Origin of the sequence: Microbacterium gawkjiense (genome assembly GCF_031932225.1) — a bacterium.
Classification (GTDB): domain Bacteria; phylum Actinomycetota; class Actinomycetes; order Actinomycetales; family Microbacteriaceae; genus Microbacterium; species Microbacterium gawkjiense.
Window position 1 is genome coordinate 966,746 of sequence record NZ_JAUZVV010000002.1, and the last position, 17,051, is coordinate 983,796.

The following is a 17,051-nucleotide window of genomic DNA, read 5'->3' on the forward strand; positions in this document are numbered from 1 at the left end:
GGGGTGCGGCGCCGGTCACCGGAAGTCCCGCGACCGGTGCTGCACCCCGACCCGCAGATCCTCGAACGCGTCGGCGACGAGGTTCGTCACCCCCTCGGGTGAACGCTCGAGCATGCCGCGCGCGATGAGGGCGGGACTGTCGCGCAGGATGCGGCGGTACCTGTTCCACACCCCGACCGAGCAGATCACGTTCATCACGCCGTGCTCGTCCTCGAGGTTGAGGAAGGTGATGCCGGATGCCGTCGCCGGCCGCTGCCGGTGCGTCACCAGCCCCGCGACCTCGATGCGCCGCCCGACCTCGTGCTCGCGCATGCCGCGTGAGGTGATCACGCCGCGCGCGTCGAGCTGCGACCGGTAGTGCGTCAGCGGGTGGTCGTCGGCCGACACCCCCGTCGCCCACAGGTCCGCGGCGAGCACGTCGTAGCTCGACTGGTCGGGGAACAGCGGCGGCTGCACCGAGACGAGCGAGCCCTCAAGGAACTCCTGCCGGTCCTGCGCGGCATCCCCCGCCAACCAGATGCCCTCACGGCGCGTGATCCCGAGACTTTCGAACGCGCCCGCCGTCGCGAGCGCCTCGAGCTGCGCCGCCGTCGCGCCGGTGCGACGCACAAGGTCGCGCAGGTCCCGGTACGGACCGGATGCCTCGCGTTCCGCCACGATCTTCGTCGCCAACGGCACGCCGATGCCCGTGATCGAGGCGAGCCCCAGCCGCACCGCGAAGTTGCCGTCCCGCCGATGCGCCGCCGAGTCGTCCGGCAGCGACCGGTCGAACTCCGGCACCGGCGGCTGGATGCGGTCGGTGCACGAGTCCCGGCCCGTCGGCGGGCGGCGGTGCTCGGCATCCCGCCCTTCGGCATCCCGGCCCTCGGAATCCCGCCCTTCGGCATCCCGGCCTTCCAGCGGAGATCTGCGCTCCCGAGGAGGAATCCCGCTCGAAACGTCCTCGCGACGGCCGACGTCCTCGCGACGGCAGATCTCCGCGGCACGGCCGATCTCCGCGTGACGGCCGACCTCCGCGGCAAGACCGGCCTCCGCGGCACGGCCGATCCCCGCGCGACGGCCGACCTCCGCTCCAGCCCCGCCCCCGTCCACCGGCTCGAGCCCCGCGTCCACCCCCGACGCGTGCAGGTCCGGGCGGCGCACCTCTACCTCGTGCCGGCGGGCGTCGGCGGTGAGGGTCGCGGGCGAGTAGAAGCCCATCGGCTGCGCGCGCAGCAACGCGGCGAGGAACGCCGCCGGATAGTGCAGCTTCAGCCACGACGACGCGTACACGAGCAGCCCGAACGACAGCGAATGGCTCTCGGCGAACCCGAAGTTCGCGAACGCCTGGATCTTCACGTAGATGTCGTCCGCGGCCTTGCCGGTCAGACCGTTGCGCGCCATCCCCTCGTAGAGCTTCTTCTTCAGCGAGTCGATCCGCTCGATCCCGCGCTTCGACCCCATCGCGCGGCGGAGCAGGTCGGCGTCCTCGCCCGACAGATCACCGACGGCCATGCCCATCTGCATGAGCTGCTCCTGGAACACCGGGATGCCGAGCGTCCGCTCGAGCACCGGCTTCAGCTTCGGATGCGCGTAGGTGATGGGTTCCTCGCCGAGCTTGCGCCGCACGAACGGGTGCACCGCGCCGCCCTGGATCGGCCCCGGACGGATGAGCGCGATCTCGACCACGAGGTCGTAGAACTTCCGCGGCTGCAGGCGGGGCAACAGCCCCATCTGCGCGCGGGACTCGACCTGGAACACGCCGATCGAATCGGCGCGGCACAGCATGTCGTAGACCGCCGCTTCCTCCTTCGGCATCGTGTCCAACGACCACGTCTCCCCCGTCGCCGCCTGGATCATGTCGAAGCAGTACTGCAGCGCGGCGAGCATCCCGAGCCCCAGCAGGTCGAACTTCACGAGCCCCATCCACGCGGCGTCGTCCTTGTCCCACTGGATGACGGTGCGGTTCTCCATGCGCGCGTGCTCGATCGGCACGACCTCGCCGACCGGACGGTCCGTCAGCACCATCCCGCCCGAGTGGATGCCGAGATGCCGCGGCGCCTTCAACAGCTCACCCGCATACTCGATCACCCGCTCCGGGATGTCATGATCGGGTGGGGTGTCGAGCACCGCTCCCCAGCGCTCGACCTGCTTCGACCAGGCATCCTGCTGCCCCGGCGAGTGCCCGAGCGCTTTCGCCATGTCGCGGACCGCGTTCTTCGGCCGGTACTGGATGACGTTCGCGACCTGCGCCGCCCGCTCGCGGCCGTAGGTCTCGTAGACCCACTGGATGATCTCCTCGCGCCGGTCCGAGTCGAAGTCGACGTCGATGTCGGGCTCCTCGTCGCGCAGCGCCGACAGGAACCGCTCGAACGGCAGGTCGTAGAAGATCGAGTCGATCGCCGTGATGTCGAGCAGGTAGCAGACGGCACTGTTCGCGGCGGACCCCCGTCCTTGACACAGGATGCCGCGACGCCGCGCCTCCTGCACGATGCCGTGCACGATGAGGAAGTACCCCGGGAAGTCCTTCTGCTCGATGACGCCGAGTTCCTTCTCGATGCGCGCGCGGTTCGCGTCGGTGGCATCCGGGTACTTGCGGGGAACCGCCTCCCACACAAGGTGCCGCAGCCACGTCATCGGCGTGTGCCCCTCGGGCACCTTCATCTTCGGCAGGGCGGGCTTCGCGCGGCGCAACGGGAACGCGAGCTCGTCGGCGAGCTCGACCGTCCGCTCGACCGCTCCCGGATAGCGCCGGAACCGCCGCGCCATCTCGGCCCCCGACCGCAGGTGCGCACTCGCGTGCGACGGCAGCCACCCGTCGAGCTCGTCGAGCCCGCGGTTCGCCCGCACCGCCGCGACCGCCGCCGCGAGGTGCACTTTCTCGGGCACGGCGTAGTGCACGTTGTTCGTCGCGACGACCGGCAGCCCGCGCTCGGCGGCGAGGGCGGCGAGCACGTCGTTGTCGCGCGAGTCCGTCGGCGCCCCCTGGTCGATGAGCTCGACGTCGACCCGCTCGGGCCCGAACAGGTCGACGAGTCGGTCGAGCTCGTACGCCGCGGCGGCCGGGCCGTCGGCGGCGAGCGCCTGCCGGACGGCGCCCTTGCGGCATCCGGTCAACACCTGCCAGTGCCCGCCGGCCCGGTCGGCGAGGTCATGCAGGTCGTACACCGGGCGTCCCTTCTCACCTCCCGACAGCTGCGCGTGCGTGATGGCGGCGGCGAGCCGGTGGTACCCCTCTTCGCCCCGAGCGAGCACCAGCAGGTGCGTGCCGTGCGGATCGGGCTCGCCGTTCTGCGGACCGGGCAGCCCCAGCGACAGCTCGGCACCGAACACGGTCTGCAGCTGCAGGTGCTCGGCCGCTTCGGCGAACCGGACGATGCCGTAGAACCCGTCGTGGTCGGTGATCGCGAGGGCGTGCAGCCCGAGCCGCTCCGCCTCCTCGACGAGGTCCTCGGGCGAGGATGCCCCGTCGAGGAACGAGAACGACGAGTGCGCGTGCAGCTCGGCGTAGGGCACGGCATTCCGCGGCCGCTCGATCTCGGGCGCGCGGTACTTGCCGCGCTTGTGCGACCACGCCGGACTGTCGCCGCCGTCGGTGCCCGCCGGCGCCCCCTCGGGCCGGCGCCGATCGCTGAGGATCCGCTCCATCTCCGACCACGACACCGAGGGGTTGTTGCCCCAGCCCATCAGTCGTACCTGCCCTCAGCGTGCCAGACACCCTCTTCGCACACGAGCAGCCAGGCCGTCTGCGCCTCGTCGACGACCTGGAACCGGTGCGCGCGACGAGCGCGGGCGGCATCCCACCCCCGCTCCATGACGGGCCACGGTCCCGCCCACGACGAGATGCGACGAGGATGCCGGGGCCTGCGCGCCCCCGACGCATCCGGCGCTCCCGGGAGGATCAGTGCGACCGGTTCGGCCGTCAGCTCGCCGCGGCCGTCAACGGCGACCATGTCGTCGTCGCGGTCGATGACGGCGACCGGCACCGGCTCGGGGAACACCGTCGCCGGCAGCGGGTCGGGCAGGCTCCCCGGCCACGGCCGCGCCCGCTCGGCGATCACGGCACGGTCCCCCCACGGCACGAGCACCTGCCGCTCGGTGAGCCAGCGCCCGCCGCCGACCTGCGGGGTGACGACGCCGGTGTGCCCGAGCATCGCCTGCACGCGCGAGAGTGCCGAGTGCACGCGCTCCTCGGGACCCGAGCCGAACAACCCCTTCACGTGATGGGATGCCGAATCCACCTTCTCGGGCGCGATCCGCACCTTCGCGACGGCGCTCTTGAGCCCCCGCTCGGCGAGCTGCCAGCGCACCCGGTCGACGACGGCCGCCGCGTCGAACGCGCCGGGATGCAGCCACACCCGCTCGCTGTGGTCACCGCGATCGCCCGTCAGCGCGACCCGGAGCTCCGTGCAGACGAGGTCGACGGCGCCGAGCCCCGAGATGAACTGTTCCGCGGCGAGCCGGATGCCGAACGCGACCTGGTCGGCGATCTCGAGCGGCGGCTCGAAGCTCACCTCGCGCTCGAGCTCGGGCGGCGGTGTGCGCGGCTGCACCGGCTGCGAGTCGAGCCCCGACGCGAGCGCGTGCAGCCGCGCCCCACGGGGACCGAGCCGTTCGACGAGCCGTTGCGGCGGCAGCGCGGCGAGTTGACCGAGGGTGTGGATGCCGAGACGCGCGAACAGGCTCGCGATGCCCTCGTCCTCGAGCGCCGACACCGGCAGCGGCGAGAGGAACGCGGCCGCCGCCCCCGGCGGCACGATCCGCAGCGGAGTGTCGGCGCCGGTCGCCCGCGCCGCCTGCTCCGCCGTGAACGGACCGTCGCCCACGCCAGCACGCACGTCGAGCACGCCGAGCTCGGCAAGCGCGCCGGTGAGGGCCGTCGCCGCGCCCGCCTCGCCGCCGTAGAAGCGGGCCGGACCCTTCACCCGCAGCGCGCACAGCCCCGGTTCGCGCAGCTGCACCCCCGGCGCGATCTCCTCGAGCCGGGCGATGAGCGGCGCGAACGTACGGTGGTCGCGCGCGTCGTCGGCGTCGACCACCTGCAGCTGCGGGCACCGCGCCTGCGCGTCGCGGCGCCGCATCCCCCGCCGCACCCCGTCGCCGCGCGCGGCGGGCGACGTCGCCGCGACCATCCCCTTGGCGAAGACGGCGATCGGCTGCGCGGCGTCGGCGAGCCCCTCGCGGGCGAGCGCGACGACCGGCCAGTCCGGCACCCACACGACGAGGCTGCGGACCGGCTCGGTGCCGGTGTCGACGAGCGCGGGATCCATCAGCTCACCGCCCGCATCGGCAGATCGACCACGGGGGCGACGGGCTGCGCGCGCACCGCGATCGCGCCGTCGGGGGCGGGCAGCAGCATCCGCGACGACCGCGGCACCGGAAAGCGCCGGCTCGTCACCGTGACGGTCAGTTCGCGCCCCTCGAGCACGCCGTACCCGTCGCCGAGCCCCGACCACCGGGCATCCGTCACATCGATCATCGCCTCGGTCTGCGGCCACGGCCCCTGCACGAGCAGCACGACGCCCCGCTCGCGCATGCGGGCCGCGAGACGCGAGATCTCGGCATCCTTCGCGCGGGACGGTGGTCGCACCGCGACGACCGGGAGCACATCCGCGATCGTCGCCGTCACCGCGAGCCAGCGCGGCCCCGGCTCCGGGATCAGCACGAGGTGCGAGAGGTCGACCCCCGCCTTCTCGGCCGCTTCGGCGCCGAACCCCGGCATCCCGACGACTCCGCACCAGCTGCCGGTCTGCGACGGCTGCGCGAGCAGGCCGAACAGCAGCGACATCGAGCCGCCGATCGCATACGACGACCCGGGGCGCAGTCCCCCGCCCGGCAGCAGCTCGGCCAGGGCAGGATGGGTGGGAAGGGGCGGTGCATCGAGCTTGCGCCCCTGGATCGCGGCCATCTGCGCACGCAGCCGCTGCACCTCTTGGGCAGTGGCGGTGTTGCGCACGATGGATCTCACCTCGACATGGTAGAAGCTTTGTTCGAGTGACTCAAGCGGTCGAGTTCGAAGATACGCACGGCCTCCGACATCGCTCCCACCCCGGCCTCACACCTCGCGGACGCTGACCTCCGGCCGCAGGTCCATCCGTCGCAGCAGTTGCGCGTTGAGCGCGACGACGACCGTGGACAGCGACATGAGGATCGCGCCGACCGACATCGGCAGCACGAACCCGACCGGTGCCAGTACGCCCGCCGCGAGCGGCACCGACAGCAGGTTGTACCCGGCCGCCCACCACAGGTTCTGCTGCATCTTGCGGTACGACCGGCGCGACAGCGCGATCACCGAGACGACACTGCGCGGATCGGATCCCGCCAGCACGACACCCGCCGAGGCGATCGCGACGTCGGTGCCCGCTCCGATCGCGATCCCGACATCCGCGCGGGCCAGCGCCGGTGCGTCGTTGACCCCGTCCCCGACCATCGCGACCGTGCGCCCCTCCGCCTCCAGGGCGGCGACCGCATCGGACTTGTCCTCGGGGCGCACCTGCGCGAACACCCGGTCGATCCCGAGCTCGTCCCCGACCGACCGCGCGACCGCCTCGGCGTCGCCCGTGATCATGACCACCTGCACGCCCATCCGATGCAGCGTGTCGACGGCCTCCCGCGACTCGGGCCGCACCTCGTCCGCGAGCTTCAGTCCGCCCACGACCGCGCCGTCCCGGACGACGTGCAGGATGATCGCCCCGTCCGCGCGCCACGCCTCGGCGGCATCCACCTCGCTCGCCCCGATCTCCTCGAGCAGGCGCGGGCCGCCGACCCGCACCGACGCACCCTCGACGGATGCCGTGACCCCCACCGCGGGCGACGACGAGAACCCCGTCGCCCTCGGCACGCTCAGCCCGCGCTCCGCCGCGGCGCGGACGATCGCGCGAGCCAGCGGGTGCTCGCTGTCCGCCTCGGCCGCCGCGGCCAGCGCGAGCACGTCGTCCTCGTTCACCCGAGCGGATGCCGCGACCTCCGCGACGACCGGCTCGCCCTTCGTGAGGGTGCCGGTCTTGTCGAACAGCACCGTGTCGACGGTCCGCATCGCCTCGAGGGCGAGACGGTCGGTCACGAGCACCCCGCCGCGGGCCGCGCGCTCGGTCGCGATGGACACGACGAGCGGGATCGCGAGGCCGAGCGCGTGCGGGCAGGCGATGACGAGGACGGTGATCGTCCGCACGACGGTCTCGTCCGGCATCCCGATCAGGGTCCAGACGAGCGCCGTCACGACGGCGGCACCGAGCGCGAACCAGAACAGCAGCGCCGCCGCGCGGTCGGCGATGCGCTGCGCCCGCGACGACGAGTTCTGCGCGTCACTGACGAGGCGACGGATGCCGGCCAGCGCCGTGTCGTCCCCGGTCGCCGTGATCTCGACGCGCAGTCCGGAGTCGGTCGCGACAGTGCCGGCGGTGACGGAGTCGCCCGCGCCGCGCGCGACGGGACGGGACTCGCCCGTGATCATCGACTCGTCCATCTCGGCGCGCCCGTCGACCACACGACCGTCGGCGGGAACGCTGCCGCCGGGCCGCACGACGACCACGTCGCCGACCCGCAGCTCGCCGGGCGCGACGGTCACGACCGCATCGCCCTCGACGCGCTCCGCCTCGTCGGGCAGGAGCGCGGCCAGCGAGTCGAGCGCTGAGCTCGTCTGCGCGATCGATCGCATCTCGATCCAGTGCCCGAGCAGCATGATGACGATGAGGAGCGCGAGCTCCCACCAGAACTCGAGTTCGTGGTGCAGGATGCCGAGGCTCGCCCCCCACGAGGCGAGGAACGCCACGGTGATCGCGAGGGCGATGAGGAGCATCATGCCGGGCGAACGGCGTCGCAGCTCGGCGACCGCGCCGGTCAGGAACGGCCGGCCGCCCCACACGAACATCACGGTTCCGAGAACGGGGGCGACCCACCGCATCCACCCCGGCACCTCGTACCCGAGGATCATCGCGAACATCGGGGATGTCACGACCACCGGGACCGCGATCAGGAGGTTGATCCAGAACAGCCGCCGGAACTGCCCGACGTGGTCACCGTGCCCGCCGTGCATGTCATGGCCCTGATGCCCGGAGTGGACATCGTGGCCCGCGCGCATGTCGTGCTCCGCGTGCATGTCGCTCCTCTCGCTTATACCCCCTAGGGGTATACACGGCCCAACGCGAGCCGTCCACGAGTATTCCGACCGAACCGCCTACGCGGCGAGCGCCAGGTACGGCTCCCACGCCGGATCGGTGCGCTCGGTCCCCCGCACGCGCCAGCCGGCGCCGCGCGGGGCCGACGGCGTCCAGCGCAGCTCCCAGTGCATCTCCTGGGGCGTCCGGTCGCCCTTCACGTTGTTGCACCGCAGGCACGCGGCGACGAGGTTCTCCCACGAGTCCGCTCCTCCGCGCGACCGCGGCAGCACGTGGTCGATCGTCGTCGCGCTCTTGCCGCAGTACGCGCACCGGTTGCCGTCGCGTCGCAGCACCCCGCGGCGCGTGACGGGCACACGACGCCCGGCGGGGATCCGCACGTAGCGGGTCAGCACGATGACGGCGGGGCGGTCGTACACGTCGCGGGTGCCCCAGACGGGGTCCTCCTCGACGCGCTCGATGATGGTGGCCTTCTCCGTCATGACGAGCACGAGTGCTCGTTTGAAGGAGACGACGGCCAGGGGTTCGTAACCTGCGTTCAGCACCAGAGTGCGCATGTGGGTGTCCTCTCGAACTGCCGTGACGGCTTCAGCGGCCTTCCGTTGCGTCGACGCGGCACGGGTCGAGAGGGGTGCGGGCACGAAAAAAGGCGCTGTCATGATGACAGCGCCTTCATCGCACGACCGACGTCGTGGCAATCGTGCACACGATGCCGCAGCACATGCCGACCTAGCGCATTCCGGTTGCGAATGCGGGGTTGGATGTCCATGCGGCTCCCCTCGGCTCGAACGAGCGTCGGGGTCAGGGTAATACACCCAGGGATACCCGAGGGCGAACTGCAGACGAACGGATGCCGTGTGTCGTCAGCCCGCGTTGGCCTGCAGCCAGGACTCAGCGTTGGCGTATCCGCCGTTCACGCGGATCTCGAGGTGCAGGTGGGTGCCGTTGGCGCGGCCGGTGTCGCCGACCTGACCGATCAGCTGCCCGGCCGAGACCTTCTCGCCGACCGAGACGCGACGCGTGCCCCAGTCCATGTGCGCGTAGAGCGAGGTGACGCTCGTGCCGCCGATGTTGTGGGCGATCTTCACGTACACACCCCACCCCGGTCCGGACTCGGACGAGGCGACCACGGTGCCGTCGGCGACCGAGTAGATCGGCTCGCCGCGACCGACCATGTAGTCGGTTCCCTTGTGACCGGCGTACGGACGGCCGAAGTTGTTGAAGTGCGCGAGCGGGCGACGGACGGTGCCCGATCCCGGCGCGACGAGCGGCACGGAGGACGAGAAGCTCGACGACCGCGAGCTGGAGCTCGACGCGCTGGATGCCGCGGCGAGGCGCGCGGCAAGAGCAGCCTTGGCCGCCTCTTCCGCTGCCTTCTTCGCCTTGGCGGCCGCGATCTCCTCGGGCGTCGTGGCGGAGTAGCCGCCGCGCTCGAGCGTCTCGGGGCTGCCCTCCGAGGCGACGACGAGCGACTGCGCGTCATCGGCGGAGATCTGCTGCAGCGTACGCGCCTCGGCGACGTCGCCGCGGTCGGCCGCCGCGAAAGCGGGGATGGCCACCGTTGCGACCATCCCGGCGACGGCGGCGACGGTGACGAAGCTGCGGACGGGGTGCGGGCGGGTGGCGGTCGAACGGGTCGCGGGCGCTTTCGCGGCGACGCGGCGGCTCAGACGACCTTTACGGGGGGCCGTCGACGCCTCAGAAATCTCGTTCGACGGGTGGAACTCTTCAGCCAAGCTGTCCTCCGGCGCCTCCGCATCCCTGCTGGCAGGATGCTGGCTCGTCGGCACTCAGTGTCGGGCACAGATGTACGGGGCACTTCGCGAATGACGAGCCGGAGAGGCAACTCGCGGAGCGGTCCGTGGCGGGCTTCTCGCCGATGGACTCTCCGAGGCTACCCGAAGGTAACGAATATGTCACGCTCCCGCCCCCGAACCGAGGGCCGGTGACGACGGCTCAGATCTCGCGGACGTCCACGAGGAAGATGTGGGAGGCGACCTCGACGGGCAGCTCGAGGGCCTCGTCGACACCGTCCATCTCGACGAGGACGTACCCCTCGTTGAAGCGGAAGGCGCCCGTGCGTCCGGGGACGACACCCGCGTCGCGCAGCTGCGCGAGCAGTTCGGGATCGACCTGGATCGGCTCCGCCAAACGCCGCACGCTGCCGGTGATCGGGCCACCGGCATCCGTCAGTCGGCGGACCAGACCCACGACACCGCTGTCGAATGCGTTCGCCGGGACGTCGCCCAGCTGGTCGAGTCCCGGGATCGGGTTGCCGTACGGGGACTCGGTCGGGTGATCGAGCAGCTCGATCAGCCGACGCTCGACGAGCTCGCTCATGACGTGCTCCCAGCGGCACGCCTCTTCGTGGACGTAGGCCCAGTCGAGACCGATGACGTCCGAGAGCAGCCGCTCGGCGAGGCGGTGCTTGCGCATGACGTCGACGGCCTTCTGGCGGCCCGGCTCGGTGAGCTCGAGCTTGCGGTCCTCCGACACGACGACGAGACCATCGCGTTCCATGCGCCCGATCGTCTGCGACACCGTCGGACCCGAGTGCCCGAGGCGCTCCGAGATGCGTGCGCGGAGCGGCGTGATGCCCTCCTCCTCGAGTTCGAGGATGGTGCGCAGATACATCTCAGTGGTGTCGATGAGGTCGGTCATCAGTGGCCTTTTCGCGCGGGAGACAGTGCGTTTCCAGCCTATCCGGCATCCGGTCACCGGGCGTCACGCGACCGAGGCCGCCGATGCCCGCGCCCTAGACTTCTCGGCATGGCGACTGTGACCCTGCCCCCCGAGTTCCTGCCCGTCGACGGACGCTTCGGCTGCGGCCCGTCCAAGGTCCGAGCCGAGCAGCTCGAGGCGCTCGTCACGCAGGGTGCGTCGCTGTTCGGGACGTCGCACCGCCAGGCCCCCGTGAAGGACCTCGTCGGTCGCACCCGCTCCGGTCTCGCCGAGCTCCTCCGCCTGCCCGACGGCTACGAGATCATCCTCGGCAACGGCGGCTCGACGGCGTTCTGGGATGCCGCCGCCTTCGGCCTCATCGAGAAGCGCGCCCAGAACCTCGTCTTCGGCGAGTTCGGCGGCAAGTTCGCCGCGGCCGCGGCCGCCCCGTGGCTCGAGGCCCCCGACGTCCGCAAGGCGGAGCCCGGCACGAGCATCGCCCCCGAGGCGGTCGAAGGCGTGGATGTCTACGCCTGGCCGCACAACGAGACGTCGACGGGTGTCGCGACCGCGATCACCCGCGTGCACGGCGACGACGGCGCCCTGACGGTCGTCGACGCGACGAGCGCCGCCGGCGGCATCGACTTCGACGTCACCGAGACCGACGTCTACTACTTCGCGCCGCAGAAGAACCTCGGCTCCGACGGCGGCCTCTGGTACGCCGCGGTGTCGCCGGCCGCCATCGAGCGGATCGAGCGGGTCGCGGCATCCGGTCGCTACATCCCGGAGTTCCTGAGCCTCAAGAACGCGCTCGACAACTCGCGTCTGCAGCAGACCCTCAACACCCCCGCGATCGCGACCCTGCAGCTCCTGGAGACGCAGCTGCAGTGGATCAACGGGAACGGCGGTCTCGCGTGGGCGGGCGCCCGCACGGCGGAGTCGTCGGGTGCGCTGTACCAGTGGGCGGATGCCGCCTCGTTCGCGACCCCGTTCGTCCAGAACCCCGCGGACCGCTCCCCCGTCGTCGTCACGATCGACTTCGACGAGTCGGTGGATGCCGCCGCGATCGCGAAGAGCCTGCGCGCCAATGGCATCGTCGACACCGAGCCCTACCGCAAGCTCGGCCGCAATCAGCTGCGCGTCGCGACCTTCGTCTCTATCGAGCCGTCCGATGTGCGGACGCTCATCCAGGCGATCGACTACACGGTCGAGCACCTCGCCGACTGACCCGGTTGTACGACGGCGGCCCCGAGGAGCGATTCCCCGGGGCCGCCGTCGTCTGACAGTGGATGCCGCGCGTCAGTACTCGCGCAGCGACTCCCGCGACTCGTCGTCCTCGTCGTCCGACTCGTCATCGTCTTCGTCCGACTCGTCATCGTCTTCGTCCGACTCGTCATCGTCTTCGTCATCCGGCTCAGCGTCGTCGTCAGCCGTCTGCTCGGCGTCGGCGGCGGTGTCGTCGAGCTCGTCGATGTCGACGCCGTCGACGTCTCCGGCGTGCAGGATCGGCGACCCGTCGCTGTCGAAGTCGGCCGCATCGAGGTCGTCGGCGTCCTCCGCGTCGTCCTCGTCCTCATCGGAGGCGTTGTCGTCCTCGTCGTCCTCGGACTCGTCGTCCTCACCCGCCGCGGCCTGCGCCGCCTGGTACTCCGCCAGACGCTCGGCCCACGGCAGCCACTCGGGGGCGAGCAGCGCGCCGTCGCCGGGAAGCAGCTCGACTTCGAGCACGGTCGGCTCGGCGCCCTCGACGACCGCCACGCTGACGGTCCAGAACCACCCGGGATAGCCGTCCATCCGGTTGGCGAACCGCAGCGAGACGACCCCGCCGTCCTCGACGACGTAGCCGGCGGCCTCGCCGATCGTCGACTCCGGAGTCACCTCGCGCAGCGCTGCGCGCGCGAGGTCGTGCGCGTGGAACAACCGTTCGTCGACGACGATCGGCTCGTCCGGAGCGGACTCCGGCTCTTCGACCGCCGCAGGCTCCGCCGCTTCGGGCTGCTCGGTCTCGGCGGGCTGCTCCGCCTCCGCGGGCAGCTCCGCCTCTGAAGGCTGCTCAGGCATCGAGGTCATCGGCAACCTTGCGCAGGATCGCCGCGACCTTCTTGCCGTGCGACGTGCTCGGGTAGCGGCCGTGACGCAGGTCGCCGCCGATGCCGTCCAGGAGCTTCACGAGGTCCTCGACGATCACGGCCATGTCGTCGGCCTTCGGACGATTGCGCTTGCTGAGGCTCACGGGTGCGTCGAGCACACGGACCGCGAGTGCCTGCAGGCCGCGGCGGCCGTCGGCGACGCCGAACTCCAGGCGCGTGCCGGGCTTCATCGTGGTGGTCCCGGCGGGGAGCGCCGTCGCGTGCAGGAAGACGTCCTGACCGTCGTCGTCGGTGATGAAGCCGAATCCCTTCGCCTCGTCGTAGAACCTGACCTTGCCGGTGGGCATGTGTCGAAACCTCGCTGCTCGAGCCCGCGTGCGGGCATGGAAAAGTGGGACCGTCTCAGCCCCACCACCAGACTACGGCACCCCGGCGAGCCGCTACTCTGATCGGATGAGCACTCCGCCCTCGGCCGGCGATCTCCCCGTCCGTCGCATCGACCGCGTCCTGGCGTTCATGTCCCTCGGGCTGCTGGTGCTCTCGGTCGTCTGCTTCTTCTCGATCATCATCGCCTCCGGCCCGGGCGGCCTCGAGCAGGCCGACTTCGCGACCGGGTTCTGGCCTGTCGTGACGCTGATCGTCTATATCGCGCCGCCGATCGCCTTCGCGCTGCTGTTGACCCTGCTGATCATGACCTTCGTGCGACGGGGACGGGCCAACAAGGGTCGTTGACGTGACCGCATCCGACGCTCGTGCTCTCGCGACCCGCCTCGCGACACTCGATCCGGACGCCCTCGCCGCCCTCTTTGGCGCCCGCCACATTTCCCCCCGCACCTCCTGGACCGACTTCTTCGACGCCGCTGACGCCCTGCTCGATCCCGCGCAGCTGACCCGTGCACTGGCGGAGGTGTCCGACGTCGACGCCGCCGCCCTGCGCGCGGCCGTGCGAAACGGCGTGGCCGTCTCCCCCGCCGTCCGGGACGGCCTGGTGGGCCGCGCGCTCGTCGACGACGCCGGACGCCCCTATGAGGCGGTCGCGACGGCGCTCGGCTCGGCGACCCCCGTCACCGCCCCGACGGTCTTCGACGGCGGAGCGGAATCGGATGCCGCGAGTGCCGAGCGCGCCTTCGACGCCGTGGCCTCGCTCGCCGACATCCTGCACGCCGCCTCGCGCAGCCCGCTCGGACGCATCGGTTCGGGGGCGCTCAGCGCCGGCGACCGCCGCCGCCTCGTCGAAATCGGAGCCGCGCACACGTCGGAGGACGCCGACACCCTCGTCGCGATCGCGGCGCACGCGGGACTGCTGTCGGGCTCGGAGCGGACCTGGACGGTCTCCGACGCGGGGACGCGGTGGCTCGGCGCGCGCACGCTCGAGCGCTGGCTCGACGTCGCCCAGCGCCTGCGCGACCGACTCCCCCGCGCGCTCCGCACCGCCGACGGCGGATGGCGTCCCGCCGCCGAGTGGCCCGGTGCCCATCCGTTCGACCCGGCGTGGCCCGATCGCGTCGGCCGCCTCGCCGCCATGCTCACGCAGTGGGCCATGACCGCCCCCGACGGCACGCCCCCCACGTGGGCGGCGGGACTCGCCGCCGGAGCGGATGCCGACGCCGGCACCCTGCGATCCCTCCTCCCCCACGAGGTCGACAAGGTCTACCTCCAGAACGACCTGACGGCGATCGCCCCCGGTCCGCTCGAGCCCCGACTCGACCAGCGCCTGCGGACGACGGCGCGGCGCGAATCGCGTGCGCAGGCGGCGACGTACCGGTTCACGGCCGAGACGATCGGCGCCGCCTTCGCCGCCGGCGAGACCGCGGCATCCCTCACCGCCTTCCTCACCGACCTGTCGCTCACGGGCGTGCCGCAGCCGCTCGCCTACGAGATCGAGCGCGCCGCCGCGCGGTACGGCCGGCTGCGCGTCGGACCGGACTGGCAGGGGTACACGCGGGTCTCGGGCGATCCGGACCTCCTTGAAGCGATCAACGTCGACCAGGCGCTGCGTCCGCTCGGACTCGTGCTCGACGGCGACGACCTCGTCACACGCACGAGCCCCGAGACGACCTACTGGATGCTCGCCGACGCCCGCTATCCCGTGCTCGCCGTGGACGCCGACGGCGCGCCGCGCGCGCTCGGCCGGCACGAGGCGGTCGAGGACGCCGCACCCGAACCCCCGGCGTCCGAGCGGTACCGCACCCTCATCGAGACGCTCCGGGCGAGTCTGTCGGACGACGCGGATGCCGCCTGGCTCGAACGCGAGCTCGACCAGGCCGTCCGCACCCGCGCGACGATCGAGATCACGGTGCGCATGCCGGACGGCTCCTCGCGCGACGTGACGCTCGAGGCGGCGGGACTCGGCGGCGGACGCCTGCGCGGCCGCGACCGCGCCGCCGACGTCGAGCGCACCCTGCCGTTGTCGAGCATCGTGAGCGTGCGCCCGGCCTGACCAGTCCCGAAACGTCGCACATGGTCGTTCCGGCGCCGAGGCGGCGACCATCTGCGACGCCTCGACGCACTGTGGCCGGTCGGGCCGGGGCGACCGGCGGGGCCGGTAGACTCGTTCGTTATGGCTGACGGCCCCCTCATCGTCCAGAGCGACCGCACCGTGCTGCTCGAAGTGGCGCATCCCGACGCGGAGAACGCGCGGCACGAACTCGCGATCTTCGCCGAGCTCGAACGCGCCCCCGAGCACATCCACACCTACCGCGTGACGCGGCTGGGCCTGTGGAACGCCCGCGCCGCGGGCCACGACGCCGAGGACATGCTGGCGACCCTCGAGCGGTGGGCGAAGTTCCCCGTGCCGCCGTCGGTCTCCATCGACATCCGCGAGACCGTCGGCCGCTACGGGCGCCTGGTCATCGAGCGCGACGACGAGGGCACCCTCATCCTGCGCTCGACCGACAAGGCGGTGCTCGCCGAGATCGCGCGCAACCGCCGCATCCAACCGCTCCTCATCGCCCACCCGACGCCCGACACCTACGTCATCGACGCGTGGGCCCGCGGTCAGATCAAGCAGGAACTGCTGAAGATCGGCTGGCCGGCCGAGGACCACGCCGGCTTCACCCCGGGCACCCCGCACGAGATCGAGCTGCACGAGGACGGCTGGACCCTGCGCCCCTACCAGCGCAAAGCCGTCGACATCTTCAGCGAGGGCGGATCGGGAGTCGTCGTGCTCCCCTGCGGCGCGGGCAAGACGCTCGTCGGCGCCGCGGCGATGGCCGACACGAAGACGACGACCCTCATCCTCGTGACGAACACCGTCAGCGCCCGGCAGTGGCGCGACGAGCTGCTCAAGCGCACCTCGCTCACCCCCGAGGAGATCGGCGAGTACTCCGGCCAGTCCAAAGAGGTCAAGCCCGTCACGATCGCGACGTACCAGATCCTGACGGCGAAGCGGAAGGGCGAGTACGCCCACCTCGCGCTCCTCGACGCGCTCGACTGGGGTCTCATCGTGTACGACGAGGTGCACCTGCTGCCCGCTCCCGTGTTCAAGCTGACCGCCGACCTGCAGGCACGGCGGCGACTCGGCCTCACCGCGACACTGGTGCGCGAGGACGGCCGCGAGGGCGACGTGTTCAGCCTCATCGGGCCCAAGCGGTTCGACGCCCCGTGGAAGGAGATCGAGGCGCAGGGCTTCATCTCGCCCGCGGTCTGCTACGAGGTGCGCATCGACCTGCCGGCATCCGATCGCCTCGAGTACGCGGCCTCCGCCGACGACGAGCGGTACCGCCTCGCGGCGACCGCGCACGCCAAGATCGACGTCGTCCGCGACCTCGTCGCCAAGCACCAGGGCGAGCAGATCCTCGTCATCGGGCAGTACCTCGACCAGATCGACGTGCTGTCCGAGGAACTCGGCGCACCCAAGATCACCGGCTCGACGCCCGTCGACGAGCGCGAAGAGCTGTTCGACGCGTTCCGGCACGCCCGCATCCCGGTGCTCGTCGTCTCGAAGGTCGCGAACTTCTCGATCGACCTGCCGGACGCCTCCGTCGCGATCCAGGTGTCGGGTTCGTTCGGGTCGCGTCAGGAGGAGGCGCAGCGCCTCGGGCGCCTCCTGCGTCCGAAGTCGAACGGGCACAAGGCGAGCTTCTACACGCTCATCGCCCGCGACACCGTCGACCAGGACTTCGCGCAGAACCGCCAGCGGTTCCTCGCCGAGCAGGGCTACAGCTACACGATCCTCGACGCCGACGACCTCCGCGCCGCCTGA

At 71.6% G+C, this 17,051-nt stretch carries 13 protein-coding genes; 4 read left to right on the forward strand and 9 right to left on the reverse strand.

Features of this window, described 5'->3' with window-relative positions; genetic code table 11:
• Positions 1–15: 15 nt before the first annotated feature.
• From Q9S71_RS12910 to Q9S71_RS12940, 7 genes are all read right to left on the reverse strand, one after another.
• Positions 16–3,666, reverse strand: coding sequence for an error-prone DNA polymerase (locus Q9S71_RS12910; protein ID WP_311862741.1), 3,651 nt, complete (start codon positions 3,664–3,666; stop codon positions 16–18).
• Positions 3,666–5,249 carry a DNA polymerase Y family protein gene (locus tag Q9S71_RS12915; protein WP_311862742.1) on the reverse strand — a complete coding sequence of 528 codons (1,584 nt, stop codon included), beginning with the start codon at positions 5,247–5,249 and terminating at the stop codon, positions 3,666–3,668. The genes Q9S71_RS12910 and Q9S71_RS12915 overlap by 1 nt, the downstream gene beginning before the upstream one ends.
• Positions 5,249–5,935 (reverse strand): hypothetical protein, encoded by a 687-nt coding sequence (locus Q9S71_RS12920; RefSeq protein ID WP_217532403.1) that lies wholly within the window; start codon positions 5,933–5,935, stop codon positions 5,249–5,251. Before Q9S71_RS12920 ends, Q9S71_RS12915 begins: the two co-directional genes overlap by 1 nt.
• A gap of 99 nt (positions 5,936–6,034) precedes the next feature.
• Positions 6,035–8,077, reverse strand: a complete 2,043-nt coding sequence (locus Q9S71_RS12925) for a heavy metal translocating P-type ATPase (RefSeq protein WP_311862743.1) — start codon at positions 8,075–8,077, stop codon at positions 6,035–6,037.
• A 78-nt stretch (positions 8,078–8,155) separates the two neighbouring features.
• Positions 8,156–8,653 (reverse strand): HNH endonuclease, encoded by a 498-nt coding sequence (locus tag Q9S71_RS12930; RefSeq protein ID WP_064001540.1) that lies wholly within the window; start codon positions 8,651–8,653, stop codon positions 8,156–8,158.
• Between the two features lie 306 nt (positions 8,654–8,959).
• On the reverse strand, positions 8,960–9,832 hold the full coding sequence (locus Q9S71_RS12935) for a M23 family metallopeptidase (protein ID WP_311862744.1): 873 nt from the start codon (positions 9,830–9,832) through the stop codon (positions 8,960–8,962).
• Between the two features lie 220 nt (positions 9,833–10,052).
• Positions 10,053–10,757, reverse strand: coding sequence for an iron-dependent transcriptional repressor DtxR (locus tag Q9S71_RS12940; RefSeq protein ID WP_311862745.1), 705 nt, complete (start codon positions 10,755–10,757; stop codon positions 10,053–10,055).
• 108 nt (positions 10,758–10,865) lie between these two features.
• Between Q9S71_RS12940 and serC the strand changes: the two genes are divergently transcribed.
• Complete coding sequence (gene serC, locus Q9S71_RS12945; protein WP_311862746.1) at positions 10,866–11,984, forward strand: phosphoserine transaminase; 1,119 nt, start codon at positions 10,866–10,868, stop codon at positions 11,982–11,984.
• 72 nt (positions 11,985–12,056) lie between these two features.
• Here the strand turns inward: serC and Q9S71_RS12950 are convergent, their stop codons facing one another.
• Together Q9S71_RS12950 and Q9S71_RS12955 are read right to left on the reverse strand one after the other, a co-directional pair.
• Positions 12,057–12,827 (reverse strand): DUF3027 domain-containing protein, encoded by a 771-nt coding sequence (locus tag Q9S71_RS12950; protein ID WP_311862747.1) that lies wholly within the window; start codon positions 12,825–12,827, stop codon positions 12,057–12,059.
• Complete coding sequence (locus Q9S71_RS12955; RefSeq protein ID WP_064001536.1) at positions 12,811–13,194, reverse strand: cold-shock protein; 384 nt, start codon at positions 13,192–13,194, stop codon at positions 12,811–12,813. Before Q9S71_RS12955 ends, Q9S71_RS12950 begins: the two co-directional genes overlap by 17 nt.
• A gap of 106 nt (positions 13,195–13,300) precedes the next feature.
• Here Q9S71_RS12955 and Q9S71_RS12960 point away from each other — a divergent pair, with 106 nt between their 5' ends.
• The 3 genes from Q9S71_RS12960 (at position 13,301) to Q9S71_RS12970 (ending at position 17,051) form a co-directional block, all read left to right on the forward strand.
• The gene (locus Q9S71_RS12960; RefSeq protein WP_217531216.1) at positions 13,301–13,579 is read left to right on the forward strand and encodes a multidrug ABC transporter ATPase; all 279 of its coding nucleotides are present in this window, start codon (positions 13,301–13,303) and stop codon (positions 13,577–13,579) included.
• A 1-nt stretch (position 13,580) separates the two neighbouring features.
• The gene (locus tag Q9S71_RS12965) at positions 13,581–15,287 is read left to right on the forward strand and encodes a helicase-associated domain-containing protein (protein ID WP_311862749.1); all 1,707 of its coding nucleotides are present in this window, start codon (positions 13,581–13,583) and stop codon (positions 15,285–15,287) included.
• A 120-nt stretch (positions 15,288–15,407) separates the two neighbouring features.
• Entirely contained in the window at positions 15,408–17,051 is a 1,644-nt protein-coding gene (locus tag Q9S71_RS12970; protein ID WP_217531214.1) for a DNA repair helicase XPB, read from the forward strand.

Coding starts and splice junctions, on each gene's coding strand:
- Q9S71_RS12910 (WP_311862741.1), bottom strand. CDS start 3,666: ATGGGCTGGGGCAACAACCCCTCGGTGTCGTGGTCGGAGATGGAGCGG.
- Q9S71_RS12915 (WP_311862742.1), bottom strand. CDS start 5,249: ATGGATCCCGCGCTCGTCGACACCGGCACCGAGCCGGTCCGCAGCCTC.
- Q9S71_RS12925 (WP_311862743.1), bottom strand. CDS start 8,077: ATGCACGCGGAGCACGACATGCGCGCGGGCCACGATGTCCACTCCGGG.
- Q9S71_RS12930 (WP_064001540.1), bottom strand. CDS start 8,653: ATGCGCACTCTGGTGCTGAACGCAGGTTACGAACCCCTGGCCGTCGTC.
- Q9S71_RS12940 (WP_311862745.1), bottom strand. CDS start 10,757: ATGACCGACCTCATCGACACCACTGAGATGTATCTGCGCACCATCCTC.
- serC (WP_311862746.1), top strand. CDS start 10,866: ATGGCGACTGTGACCCTGCCCCCCGAGTTCCTGCCCGTCGACGGACGC.
- Q9S71_RS12950 (WP_311862747.1), bottom strand. CDS start 12,827: ATGACCTCGATGCCTGAGCAGCCTTCAGAGGCGGAGCTGCCCGCGGAG.
- Q9S71_RS12955 (WP_064001536.1), bottom strand. CDS start 13,194: ATGCCCACCGGCAAGGTCAGGTTCTACGACGAGGCGAAGGGATTCGGC.
- Q9S71_RS12960 (WP_217531216.1), top strand. CDS start 13,301: ATGAGCACTCCGCCCTCGGCCGGCGATCTCCCCGTCCGTCGCATCGAC.
- Q9S71_RS12970 (WP_217531214.1), top strand. CDS start 15,408: ATGGCTGACGGCCCCCTCATCGTCCAGAGCGACCGCACCGTGCTGCTC.